A 12,708-nucleotide genomic window follows, 5' to 3' on the forward strand; every position below is an offset into this window, starting at 1 on the left:
TGTGCTAATCGAATCCGGTTGGTATCGGGCCGTTGCGTCCCTACCTGATGGCTCAACGTGATGGAGTGTTACATGATCCGCCTTTCCGGCCTGGCCGCCCTGCTACTCGTGGCGCCGGTCGCCGCCGCAGCGCAAACCGCCGATCCCGCCGGCGCCCCGGTCCAGGCGCTCAATGACGGACTGCTCGCGATTATGAAGGGCGGCAAGGCCGCCGGCGTATCGGGCCGTTCGGCGAAGATCGCGCCGGTGGTCGATCGCGCGTTCGACATCCCGCTGATGACGCGGCTATCGGTCGGCCCCGCGTGGACGACGACCGCGCCGGGCGACCAGTCCGCCCTGGTCGCCGCGATCCGCAAGCTGACGATCGCGCAATATGCCAGCAATTTCGATGGCTGGTCGGGCGAGAGCTTCAAGATCGCCCCGCAGGTGGAAACGCGCGGAACCGACAAGCTGGTCCGCACCACCCTGGTCGCGCCGAAGGGCGATTCGACCGCGATCGCCTATCGCCTGCGCCAGAGCGGCGGACAGTGGAAGATCATCGACGTCTTCTACCAGAATTCGGTCAGCCAGCTCGCGACGCGCCGGTCGGATTTCGCGGGCGTGCTCGCCAAGGGCGGCGCGAAGGCGCTGGTGACGCACCTCGACCAGCTTTCCGCCAAGGCGGCGAACTGATCCGCATGGGGTTTTTCGGGGGGGCGAGCGGACTGGCGCTCGCGGTAACGATCATGACGCCGCTCGCGGCGAGCGCCAGGCAACAGTCCGCGCCGGCCGGGGTGATGGCGCCCAAGCCGCTCTCGCCGTCCGCCGTGTCGCCGGCGGCGAAGGCGGTGCGGTCGCCGCATTACAAGGGCGATCCGCTCGAGGGCCTCAACCGCGGGCTGTTCTCGATCCACACGTTTTTCGACCGCCTTCTCTTCCGCCCGGTCGCGATGGCGTACAAGGCGGTGGTTCCCAAGGTGATCCGCGGCGGCATACGCCATGTCTTCTCGAACATCGGCGAGCCGGTGGTGTTCGTGAACGACATGCTCCAGTTGAAGCCCAAGCGCGCGGTGCGAACGGCGGCGCGCTTCGCGATCAATTCGACGATCGGCATCGGCGGGCTGATCGACGTCGCCAAGACCAAGAAGTTCAAGCTGCCGCACCATTGGAACGGCTTCGGCAATACGCTCGGGCGCTACGGCGTCGGGCCGGGGCCGTATCTGTTCCTGCCGTTCATCGGGCCGACCGATTTCCGCGATCTCGGCGGCGCGCCGGTCGATGGCGCGATGTTGCCGCTCGTGATCGGCGCACCGTTCGATCGGATCGAATATCAGGCCCCGCAGGGGGCGCTGGTCGGACTCGATCTGCGCGCCGAGTCGGACGCGGACCTCAAGGCGCTGCTCGGCGGCGCGGTTGATCCCTACGCGACGCTGCGGTCGGCCTTTTTACAGACGCGCGCGGCAGAGGTATATGCCTTGCGCCACGGCCGTGACACGAACGCCAATCCGCTCGATGAGCCGCTGAACGATCCGGCCGGCGGCGGGGTGACGTCGTCGGAGTTGCGCGATCCCCTCATCGATCCGGCGGCACCCGCCGGGCAGCCCGCGCCGAGCGAGCAGACCGCCCCACCCTCGCCGGCGTTGAGCGATCCCTTGATCGATCCCGCCGCGCCACCGACCGCTCCGGACACCAAGCCGACCTCCCCGGAACTCGGCGATCCGCTGGCGGACCCAGCGGCCAAACCCTGAGCAGACCGCCCTCTCCGGTCAGCGGATTACTCCGCTGACCGTCAGGCCTTCCGCCCCTTCCTTGGCGGCCCGAGCAAGGCCGGCTCGAAGATCAACGCGCAGACCAGGGTCCACGCGAGCGAGATCATCAGGATCTTGCCCATGCTGGCGGTGCCGGGGTGGTGCGACAACCACAGGCTGCCGAACGCGCTGCCGGTGGCGAGCGCGCTGAACAGCACCGCGCGCGCGAGGCTGGATTGCAGCAGGTCGGTCGCGCCGCCGCGCCACGCCATCACGAAATAGATGTGGAAGGCGACGCCGACCCCGAACAGCAGCGGAAACGCGATGATGTTGGCGAAGTTGATCGGCTGGCCGATCAGCACGCAACTGCCGAGCGTGAGGAACCCGGACAGCACGACCGGCGCGAGCGTGAACCCGACTTCACGAACATCCCGCAGCACGAGGAACAGCAGCCCGCTGATGAGCACCAGCGCGAGCACCCCCGCCTCGATGAACGCCCAGGCGATCGTTCCCGCCGCCTCCTGGGTCGCCACCGGCAGGCCGGAGGCGTCGGGCGCGACCGCGCGCACCGCGCTGGTGAAGCGGCGCAACACCGCATTGTCGTTGCTGTCGCCGCGCGGGAAGACCTGGATGAGCGCGCGTCCGTCCTTCGCGACCCAGTCGTTCGCGATCTCGGGCGGCAGGGTCGCGCGTGTGACCGGCTCGGCCTGCAGCGTCGCGCGGACCTGATCGAGCATCACGCCGAGCGGCGTCACCAGCACCTCGCGCGCGCGGGCGCGGATCGTCGGCGGTGCCGACGCGAGCCGCGCGAACAGGCCGGCGAGCCGGCGCGCGTCCTGCGCGGACGTGTCCGCCGACGCGCCGGCGACCGTGCGGAGTTGCCCGGCAGTCGCGTTGAGCGCGGCGGCATCCTCCGCATCCGATGGCGCCGGCGCCATGTCGAACGGGTTGATCGTGGCGTCCAGCAGCAGCGACGCATCCTGGAGCAGCGCGAGCTTCCCCGGCTGATCCTCGGGCACGAAACCGTCGACCGTCACCGCCTCGTCGACCTCGGGGAGTTTCGCCAACCGCGCCGCGAGTGTTTTCGCGGCATCGGCGTTGGGCGCGAGCAGGTTGATCGTGTTGGGTGTGCGCAGCGGATCGTGCATCAGATCGGCGAGCGCGCGCATCGCCGGGCCGTCGGGGTTGCGCAGATGCAGCGGGTTGAAGTCGAAGCGCACGAACGGCAGCAGCGCGATGCTGACCAGCATCGACAGCGCGAACGCCCAGAGCACCGCCTTGCGATGCGTGTGCAGCCAGCGATCGACCGGCGCTGCCTCGCGGAAACCCACCTCGCGGCGCGGCGCACCCGGCTTGAGCAAGGTGAGCAGCGCCGGCAGCAGCGTGATCGACAACAGCAGCGCGATCACCATGCCGATGCCGGCGATGATGCCCAATTCGGAGATGCCGATGTAATCGGTCGGCAGGAACGCGCCGAACCCGAGGAACACCGCCCCCGCCGCGAGCGCCAGCGGCGCGGACAAGGCGGTCGCGGCACGGCGCAGCGCCTCGGGCGTGGCATGGCCGTCGAGGCGCTCGGCGTTGAAGCGCACGCTGATCTGGATACCGAAATCCACACCCAGCCCGACGAACAGCGGAATGAACGCGACCGAGATCAGGTTGAGCGTGTGAACCGCGAGCAGACCGGCGGCGGTGGTGATGACAAGGCCCGCGATGATGGTGACGACGATTGCCGCGACGATCTTGGCCGATCGCGTCGCCAGCCACAGCGTCACCAGCATCGCCAGCGCCATGATGAGCCCGACGATGCCGATATTCTCTTCGAGCGTGGCGAACTCCTCGTCGGCGAGCGGAACCTCGCCTGTGGTCCGCACCGAGACGCCGTGCGCCCCGTCGAGCCCGAGTTTCGTCGCCTGCTGCTGGATCGCCGCGACGGCGTCCTCACCCGGCTGAAGCGCGCCGTAATCCAGCCGGGGCTGCGCGAGGATCAGGCGGCGGCGCGGCGGCGCCTGATCGCCGCCGGACGACGCCATGAGTTCCTGCCACGAGAAAAAGGCGGGTCTGCCAGCGAGCGTGGCGTCGAGCGCATTACCGAGCGACCGCATCGGCCGGTCGAGGTCGGCGAGCTTGGCGGAGCCCTGCTCCACCCCGGTCAACGCGGTGCCGAAGGCGCCGGCGACGCCGCGCAAGGACGGATCGCGCGCGAGCGGCCCGAGCAACGGCTGCGCCTTGATGAGCGCGTCGGTCGCGGCCTTCACGTCGGCGAGCGAGCCGAACATCAGCCCCTGCTTGGCGAAATATGCGCCGCCGTCGGGGCGTTCGGCGCGGCGGAAATGCTTGCTGTCGGCGGCGAGCGCGTCGGTCAGCTTGGCGGCGGCCGCCTCGGCGAGTTCGGGCGTCTTGCCATCGACGATGACGAGCAGCACGTCGGTCAGGTTCGGGAAGGCCGTCTCGACCGCCTTCTCGTTCTGCCGCCACGCCACCTTGGGCGAGATCAGCGCCGCCGTGTCGGTGGTCATCGAGAAGCCCGTCGCCGCGTAAGCGAGCGCGATACCGGCGAGCACCAGGCACGCCAGCGCGGCGAACACAGGCCGACGTACGCTGGCCGCGACCAGCCGCAGGATCAGGGCGGCGATCAACGCTTCGCGTCGCCGCCGAGGAAATAGCGCAGGTTCAACCTGATCGTCTGCTCGCCGCCGGTCGTATCGAACATCGCATCGCTCCATTTCGGCGGACCGAGCTTGATCCGCGCATCGTTCGAAAAGCCGACGCCTTCCTTCGGGATGCCGAACAACGCCTGATCGACCTTGCCGTTGCCATTCTCATCCAGAAAAGCCTGCACCGCGTAACGCCCCGGCGGCAGTCCGGCGAGCGACACCGTCGTGATGCCGACGCGCGCGGGCGCATCGGCGGAAATCGGGCAATCCTTGAGGAACTGCGCCTGCGTACAGACGTCGATATGCACGCGGCCCTTGGCGGAGCGGACATTGCCGATCTCGACATGCAATGTGCCCGTGCCGGTCGATCCACCCGCCAGCGCGGGTGCGGCGATCATCCCCAAGGCCGCCAGAGCGACCTTCCCGAAACCCAACGTCACGTTCAATCCTGTTCCATCGTCCGCGATTAAGCGCACGCCTTTCGCCCCCGCGCGATGAATGCGGCGTGTATCGCGCGGCTGGCGGAGGTCCAGCATTTTCGGTCCGTTCTGACGAGAACGCACCGGCTATTCGCGCGGAAGGTCGGACGCTCGACACGCCCCCGGCCAGCAAAAAGCTGCGGCGGATTAAGGGTTACCTCACTTTTTTTTGGTTGGGTGGACGCAACTTGGGGAGATACCAATGCTCGACCTGCCGGCGACGGAGACCCTGTCGCGCCCTATCCGCCTCCGAATCGGAGAGATCGCGCGTGGCGCTGGTGCCGCCGTGGCGATCGAGTCGCCGGGCGGATCGCTGAGCTATGCGGCGCTCGATGCGCGCGCCGCCGCGCTCGCCGGTGCGCTCGCGTCGCGCGGCGTGACGCCCGGCGCGACCGTCGCGGTGTGCCTGCCGCGCTCGGCCGAGCAGATCGTCGCCTTGCTCGCGGTGTGGTATGCGGGCGCCGCGTATCTGCCGCTCGATCCGGCCTGGCCCGAAGCGCGGCTCGCCGCGTTCGTGGCGCGCGCCGGCTGTGCGGCGGTGATCGCGCCGCGCGGCGCCGCGATCGGCACCGTCACGCCTGACAATACCGGCGACGCCGTTTCGACTGAAGCGAGCGATCTCGCCTATGTCATCTTCACCTCGGGTTCGAGCGGCGAACCGAAGGCGGTCGAGGTCGGGCACGACAATCTCGCCGCGCTGGTCGATTGGCATCTGGGAGCCTTCGCGGTCGGGGCAGGCACGCGCAGCGCGCACCTCGCCGGGCTGGGGTTCGACGCGGCGGCGTGGGAAATATGGCCGACGCTCGCGGCGGGTGGCACGCTCTGCCTTCCCGATGACGCGGTACGGCTCGATCCGCGCGCGCTCCTCGACTGGCTGGTGCGCGAACGTGTCGAGGTCGCCTTCGCGCCGACCGCCCTCGCCGAACCGCTCGCGACGATGGACTGGCCGGCGGACGCAGCGCTTCGCGTGCTACTGACGGGCGCGGACAAGTTGACGGTGCGGCCGAAACCCGGCCAGCCGTTCACGTTCGTCAACAATTACGGCCCGACCGAATGCACCGTGGTCGCCACCTCGGGCGCGGTCGCGGCGGAAGGGATCGGCCTGCCCTCGATCGGCGCGGCGATCCCCGGCACGACGATCCATCTGCTCGATCCCGCCGGCGACGCGGTGACGCCCGGCGCGCCCGGCGAAATCCACATCGGCGGCGCGCAGGTCGCGCGCGGTTACCGCGGCGATCCGGCACTGACCGCGGCGCGCTTCGTCACGCATCCGCGGTACGGCCGGCTGTATCGCACCGGCGATCTCGCGCTGCGGCTGGAGGACGGCGACTACGCATTCCTCGGTCGCGTCGACGGACAGGTGAAGGTGCGCGGCCACCGCATCGAACCCGCCGAAATCGCCGCCGCCCTCCATCGCCTCCCCGAGATCGCTGCCAGCCACGTCCTCGTTCGCGACGGCGAACTGGTCGCCTATGTCACGTTGAACGGCGAGGTGACGGCGGGCGCGCTGCGCGCCGCGCTCGGCGAGGCATTGCCGGACTATATGGTGCCGACGCATTTCGCCCGGCTCGACACGATGCCGCTCACCGCGAACGGCAAGATCGACGTGCGCGCGCTACCGGACCCGGCCAGCGCCGCCCTGACCGAAAGCACCGGCGCGCGCGCGCCCCAAACGCCGACCGAGCTTCGGCTGTTCGAAATCGTCGGCGACGTGCTCGGGCACCGCGACTTCGGCGTCGATGACGACTTCTTCCTGCTCGGCGGGCACTCGCTGCTCGGCACGCAGGTCATCATCCGCGCGCGCGACGCCTTCGGCATCGATCTGTCCCTATTCCATCTGTTCGAGGCGGCGACCGTCGCCAAGCTGGCCGACGTCGTCGAGACGCTTATCTTCGCGAAGATCGCGGCGATGAGCGACGAGGACATCGAGAGGCTGTCGGCATAATGGCGACGCGCCCGGTTTCCGATCCGTCGCTCAGCCTGTTCCGGCTGCTCGACCCCACGGTCCTTGCCGATCCCTATCCGCTGTACGCGCGGCTGCGGAGCGAAGACCCGGTCTATTGGGATCCGTATCTGCATAGCTGGGTGGTGACACGCTACCGCGACGTGCACGCGGTGCTGCACAAATTCTCGGCGGATCGTACCCCCTCGCCCGATCTGATGCGGTCGCTCGGCCTCGGTTCGATCGAGCCGATCGCGGCGGTGATGGTCAAGCAGATGCTGTTCCTCGATCCGCCCAACCACACGATCCTGCGCAAGCTCTGCTCGACCGCATTCACCCCGCGCCGCGTGGAGGCGCTGGAGGATCGCGTCGTGTCGGTCGCCAACCGGCTGATCGACGCGGCGCTCGCGCGCGGTGAGATGGACGTGATGGCCGATTTCGCCGAGCCCTTCCCCTCGATCGTCTTCGCGCATCTGATGGGGGTGCCAGAGGCGGATCACGCGCAGCTCAAATCCTGGTCGGCCGATTACGCGCAGATGCTCGGCAATTTCTCGCACAACCCGGACGGCATCGCGAGGGTGCTGAAGAGCACCGCCGACATGATCGCCTATTTCCAGCACGCTATCCACAGCGGCTCGCTCAAGGACGGCCTCGTCAAATCGCTGGTCGAAGCCGAGATCGACGGCCAAAAACTGACCGAGGAAGAGGTGATCGCCAATGCCATCGTGACGATGGTGGGCGGACAGGAAACCACCACCAACCTGATCGGCAGCGGGCTGCTGACGCTGTTGCGCCAGCCCGAAAAGTTCGCCGAGTTGCGCGACCGGCCCGACATCATCGAAACCGCGATCGAGGAACTGCTGCGCTACGAAAGCCCGTCGCAGCACACGTCGCGGATCGCGACCGAGGACACCGTGATGGGCGGCAAGCTCATCAAGAAGGGCACGCCGGTGATGGCGGTCATGGCCGCCGCCAACCGCGACCCCGAGCGCTTCGCCGATCCCGACGCGCTCGATTTCGAGCGCAAGGACAATCGCCACATGGCGTTCGGCTGGGCGGCGCATTTCTGCTTCGGCGCGCCGCTCGCGCGGATGGAGGGGCGTATCGCGTTCCGCCTGCTGCTCGACCGGCTCAAGAATCTCTCGCTGTCCGAGCAGACGTTCGAATGGCGCGAGAACCTCGGCCTGCGCGGCCTCAAGGCTTTACAGGTGACATTCGGATGAACATGCCCGCCAAGATCGACGCCGCGCAGGCGCGCCGCGACCTGCTCGCCAGGATGCTCGCGGGCAATGCCGCGACGGTGGCGTCCGCCCCCGAGCCGATCCGCCCACGTGATCCTGAGCGCGTCATCCCGCTCACCGCCGAGCAGAACCAGCTCTGGCTGCACGCGCAGATGGCGCCGGAAATGCCGCTCTACAACGAGTCGATCACGATCCATCGGCTCGGCCGCTACGATCACGCGGCGATGGAGCGCGCGCTGACCGAGGTGGTGCGCCGCCATGCGATCTGGCGTTCGGCGATCGTCGAGGTCGATGGCGATTACGTGATGGAGGTTGCGCCCTCGACGCCGATCGTCCTGGCGACCATAGACATCAGCCATGTGCCCGAGGCCGAGCGCGAGGCGGAGGCGGTACGCCTCGCCACCGAAGACGCCCGCGCGCCGATCGCGCCCGATAAAGCCCCATTGTTCCGTGCTCGCGTCGTCAAGCTGAACGACGGGGAGCATCGGCTGTATCTGACGCTGCACCACGTCATCTTCGACGGGGTTTCGATCTACAAGACGCTCTTGCCCGAACTGGCCGCGCTGGTCGATGCCTATGAGGCGGGCAGGCCCTCGCCGCTGCCCGAGCCGGTGCTGCAATATGCCGACTACGCGGTCTGGCAGGCGGACCGCGACCCCGGCGACGACTATCGCCGCCAGCTCGATTTCTGGCGCGCGCAACTCGCCGAACCGATCCCGCGCCTCGACGTGGTGGGTGACCGGCCGCGCGCGGCGCTGCCGACCCATGCCGGTTCGATGGAAGTGTTCGACCTCGACACGCCGCTGGTCGAGCGCCTGAAGGCGATCGCGCGCGCGGAGAACGCGACGCTCTATTCGGTGCTGCTCGCCGGGTATAAGGCGATGCTGTTCCGCTACACCGGGGACGAGGACATCATCGTCGGTGGCGTCACCGACACGCGGCGTCGGCCCGAGTTGCAGCCGCTGATGGGCTATTTTCTCAACACCATGGCGATCCGCAGCCGTCCGACGGGCACGACGCCGTTCCGCGATTATCTCGCGGAGGTGAAGCGCAGCGTGATCGGCGCGCTGGGGGCGAGCGACGTGCCGTTCGACAAATTGGTCCGTGCGCTCGACATCAAGCGCGGCACGGGCACGCACCCCTTGTTCAACACGCTGTTCTCGATCGAGCCGCCGGTCGATCCGTTCCCGTCGGGCTGGGATCTGACGCAGATGGACGTGACCGTCGGCGCGGCCAAATATGATCTGTACCTCGAACTCGACGAGCGGCCCGAGGGCGGCATGGCCGGGCGCTTCCTCTATTCGAGCGAACTGTTCGACGCGAGCACGATCCGCCGCATGGCCGGCCATTGGGTGCGGCTGCTGGAGGGCGTCGCCGCCGATCCGGGAACGCCGCTGGCGAAGCTGCCGATGCTGGCGGCGGACGAGCGGGATCGTCTCGCCGCCGAATGGAACCGGACGGCGCGCGCCCTGCCCTATGCGAGCGTGGTCGACTGGGTGGCGGCAAAGGCCGCCGCCGAGCCGGACACGGTCGTGATAGAACAGGCTGGCGAAGGCTGGACCTACGCCGAACTCGCGCACTCCGCCGATGCGATCGCGGCGGAGCTGGCGTCGCGGGGGGTCGGGCCGGGCGCGTTGGTCGGCCTGTCGCTCGAACGCACGCCGTATATGATCGCGGCGATGCTCGGCGTGGCGAAGACGGGCGCCGCCTATCTGCCGCTCGACCCTGGATTCCCGCGCGCGCGGCTCGCGATGATCGTCGAGAGCGCGCGCCCGGCGCTGATCCTCGTCGAGCCCACCACTGAACACGCGCCGCCGCAGGGCGCCGCGCCGCTGGTGCGGCTCGATCGCCACTGGCCGCACCGCGCCTTCAACGCGCCGGCGATCGACCCGGAGGCGCCCGCATACGTGCTCTACACATCGGGTTCGACCGGCAAGCCCAAGGGCGTCGAGATCCCGCACGCGGCGCTCGTCAACTTCCTGGTCGGGATGGAGGGCAGCCTCGACCTCGCGCCCCGCCAGTCGATCCTCGCGATCACGACTTTGTCGTTCGACATCGCCGAACTGGAGATCTGGCTGCCGCTGGTGACGGGCGGCAAGGTCCATCTCGCCACGCGCGAGACCGCCACCGACATGATCGCGCTCGCCGAGGATGTCGAGCGGCTCAAGCCCGATATCCTGCAGGCGACCCCGGCGACGTGGCGCGGACTCATCGAGGCCGGGTGGGCGGGTTCGCCGGCCCTCACCGCGCTGTGCGGCGGCGAGAAACTGCCGCGTGCGCTGGCGGACCAGTTGCTGCCCCGCGTCGGCGCATTGTGGAATATGTACGGCCCGACCGAGACGACGATCTGGTCGACCGTCGCCAGGGTCGAGCCGATCGGCCCGATCACGATCGGCCGGCCCATCGCCAATACGACGATCCGCATCCTCGACGAACATGGCAATGATCGTCCGGTCGGCGCCGTCGGCGAATTGTGCATCGGCGGGCGCGGTGTCGCCACCGGCTATCGCGGACGCCCCGATCTGACCGAGGCCAAATTCATCGAGCATGGCGGCGAGCGGCTGTACAAGACCGGCGATCTCGCGCGCTGGCGTCCCGACGGAATGCTCGAATGCCTCGGCCGTACCGATCATGAGGAGAAGATTCGCGGCTTCCGCGTCGCGATCGAGGAAGTCGAAGGCGCGCTGGCGGCGCTGCCCGGCGTCTCGGCGGCGGTGGTGAAGGCGTGGCCCGATCCGAGCGGCGAGCGCGCCCTGGTCGGCTATCTGGTCGGCACCGGCGAGATAGCGGACTGGCGCGAGTCGCTGGGCGCGACCCTGCCCGATTACATGATCCCGACGCGCTTCGTCGTGCTCGACACGCTGCCGCAGACTCCCAACGGCAAGATCGACCGCAACGCGCTGCCCGAACCGGGCAAGGCTTCGATCACCGACGATGCGCCGCTGGAGACGCCCGAACAGGTGAAGCTCGCGGCGATCTGGCGCGACGTGCTCAAGGCGGATGTGACATCGCACAACGCCGATTTCTTCGATCTCGGCGGCCATTCGCTGCTGATCGCGCGGCTGATCCGGCGGATCGCCAAGGATTACGGCGTCAAGCTGCCGATGGCCGCGCTGTTCCAGGCGCCGCGCCTCGCCGACATGGCCGAGATCATCGCGGGCGGCAAAGGCATCGAGAACCCCGCCGTCGCGCCGATCCAGCCGAACGGATCGCAACCGCCGATCATCTGGCTGGACGGCGGTTCGACCTTCCGCCCGCTCGCCGAGCGGCTCGGACCGGATCAGCCGTTCTACGGCGTCTCCACCGCCGCGATCATCGAGGCGGCGGGCGGCACGCCGAGCAGGGATTTCCGCAAGACCGCCGATCTCATCATCGCCGCGCTGCGCCAGATCCAGCCGAACGGGCCGTACCGGATCGGCGGCTGGTGTACGTCGGGCATCCTCGCCTATGCGGTCGCGACCCAACTCGAGGCGGCGGGTGACGAGGTACGGCTGCTGATGCTCGCGCACCCCTTCCATCCGGTACGCGCGCGACAGATCGGCGCGGCGCGGTTCTTCCTCAGCAAGTTCAAATATCATCTCGACAAGACCTTCGCGCAACCCAAGGGCAAGCGCTGGCATTATTTCGTCGATCGCTTGCGTGGCCTCTCCGACGCGGCGGCGCTGGCGGGCGGGCGCGAGGCGGTGTTGCAGCCCAAGATCCAGTCACGGCTCGATTATGCCGCGAGCCACTATACGCCCCCCGCGTACCATGGCGACGTGATCCTGTTCCAGCCCGACGACCATCCCGGCGTGCTCGATTTCGTCGAGGATTGGCGCGCGCAGGTGCGTGGCCAGTTCGACGCGCACATCATTCCCGGTGGCCATCGCACGATGCTCGAACCGCCCAATGTCGATATCTTCGCCGATCTCCTGCGCGCCCGGCTGGCGCGCGCGAACGCCGAGGCGGCGCGCCAGCGTCGCGCCTGAGCGATTGGCCGCGGCAGAGCTCCACTTCGGCAGCCTTGATGTCGCGGAGGACGAGGTCGGGCGGGTGCTGGCGATGCTCGATCCGGCCGAGCGGGCACGTGCGGCGCGCTTTGCTTTCGCGCGCGACCGGCGCCGCTTCATCGTGCGCCGCGCCCGGCTGCGCGCAGTGCTGGCGGATGCGACCGGGGTGGCGGCGGAGCGTCTCGTTTACACCGAGAATGCCTATGGCAAGCCGGCGCTGGTGGATGGACCCAAGTTCAGCGCCTCGCACTCGCACGAACTATGGGCGGTCGCGGTATCCGATCGCGAACTCGGCCTCGACGTGGAATATCGTCAGCCCGGCATAGACTGGCGCGATCTGGCGGCGGGACTGTTCGGCGCGGGCGAACGCACCGCGCTCGCCGCGCTTGCGGAGGACGACGCGGCGCGCGGCTTCTTCGATTGCTGGGCGCGCAAGGAAGCGTTCGTCAAGGCGATCGGCATCGGGCTGTCGTATCCCCTCGATGCGTTCGCGGTGTCGGTCACGCCCGAGGCGCGGTTGCTTTCGGGGGCCGACGGATGGGCCATCGCCAGCGTGGCGCTGGCGGACGGCTATTCCGGCGCGCTGGTGATCGAGGACGACGCACCACCCCGGATCATCTCTCACCCCTCGCGCTGAGCGTCACACAGGCGCCGCGCTCGGGCTCACGTGCTT

General features: G+C 68.7%; 8 protein-coding genes. 6 read left to right on the plus strand and 2 right to left on the minus strand.

From position 1 onward, the window contains the following. Positions 1-72: 72 nt before the first annotated feature. Together BLS81_RS03360 and BLS81_RS03365 are read left to right on the plus strand one after the other, a co-directional pair. Positions 73-672 (plus strand): ABC transporter substrate-binding protein, encoded by a 600-nt coding sequence (locus BLS81_RS03360; protein WP_256326044.1) that lies wholly within the window; start codon positions 73-75, stop codon positions 670-672. Between the two features lie 5 nt (positions 673-677). Next, on the plus strand, positions 678-1,727 hold the full coding sequence (locus tag BLS81_RS03365) for an MlaA family lipoprotein (RefSeq protein WP_093220691.1): 1,050 nt from the start codon (positions 678-680) through the stop codon (positions 1,725-1,727). A 41-nt stretch (positions 1,728-1,768) separates the two neighbouring features. Here the strand turns inward: BLS81_RS03365 and BLS81_RS03370 are convergent, their stop codons facing one another. Then, the gene (locus tag BLS81_RS03370) at positions 1,769-4,366 is read right to left on the minus strand and encodes a hopanoid transporter HpnN (protein ID WP_093220695.1); all 2,598 of its coding nucleotides are present in this window, start codon (positions 4,364-4,366) and stop codon (positions 1,769-1,771) included. Continuing rightward, positions 4,363-4,824 (minus strand): DUF2141 domain-containing protein, encoded by a 462-nt coding sequence (locus BLS81_RS03375; protein ID WP_256326045.1) that lies wholly within the window; start codon positions 4,822-4,824, stop codon positions 4,363-4,365. Before BLS81_RS03375 ends, BLS81_RS03370 begins: the two co-directional genes overlap by 4 nt. A gap of 241 nt (positions 4,825-5,065) precedes the next feature. Between BLS81_RS03375 and BLS81_RS03380 the strand changes: the two genes are divergently transcribed. The 4 genes from BLS81_RS03380 to BLS81_RS03395 are packed head-to-tail and all read left to right on the plus strand — an operon-like array spanning position 5,066 to position 12,672. After that, positions 5,066-6,808: a non-ribosomal peptide synthetase gene (locus BLS81_RS03380; protein WP_093220697.1), complete on the plus strand. Its 1,743-nt coding sequence runs from the start codon at positions 5,066-5,068 to the stop codon at positions 6,806-6,808. After that, a complete protein-coding gene (locus BLS81_RS03385) occupies positions 6,808-8,028 on the plus strand; it encodes a cytochrome P450 (RefSeq protein WP_093220700.1) in 1,221 nt (406 codons plus the stop codon). Before BLS81_RS03380 ends, BLS81_RS03385 begins: the two co-directional genes overlap by 1 nt. Beyond that, positions 8,025-12,014, plus strand: coding sequence for a non-ribosomal peptide synthetase (locus BLS81_RS03390; RefSeq protein ID WP_176787007.1), 3,990 nt, complete (start codon positions 8,025-8,027; stop codon positions 12,012-12,014). The genes BLS81_RS03385 and BLS81_RS03390 overlap by 4 nt, the downstream gene beginning before the upstream one ends. Positions 12,015-12,018: 4 nt before the next feature. Next, positions 12,019-12,672, plus strand: coding sequence for a 4'-phosphopantetheinyl transferase family protein (locus BLS81_RS03395; RefSeq protein WP_176787008.1), 654 nt, complete (start codon positions 12,019-12,021; stop codon positions 12,670-12,672). Positions 12,673-12,708: the final 36 nt, after the last annotated feature.

The sequence above is a fragment of the Sphingomonas sp. NFR15 genome (assembly GCF_900103265.1).
GTDB lineage: Bacteria > Pseudomonadota > Alphaproteobacteria > Sphingomonadales > Sphingomonadaceae > Sphingomonas > Sphingomonas pollutisoli.

What these genes read in the sequence shown, in the direction of transcription:
- BLS81_RS03380 (WP_093220697.1), top strand. Translation starts at nt 5,066, where the DNA reads ATGCTCGACCTGCCGGCGACGGAGACCCTGTCGCGCCCTATCCGCCTC.
- BLS81_RS03390 (WP_176787007.1), top strand. Translation starts at nt 8,025, where the DNA reads ATGAACATGCCCGCCAAGATCGACGCCGCGCAGGCGCGCCGCGACCTG.
- BLS81_RS03385 (WP_093220700.1), top strand. Translation starts at nt 6,808, where the DNA reads ATGGCGACGCGCCCGGTTTCCGATCCGTCGCTCAGCCTGTTCCGGCTG.
- BLS81_RS03360 (WP_256326044.1), top strand. Translation starts at nt 73, where the DNA reads ATGATCCGCCTTTCCGGCCTGGCCGCCCTGCTACTCGTGGCGCCGGTC.
- BLS81_RS03365 (WP_093220691.1), top strand. Translation starts at nt 678, where the DNA reads ATGGGGTTTTTCGGGGGGGCGAGCGGACTGGCGCTCGCGGTAACGATC.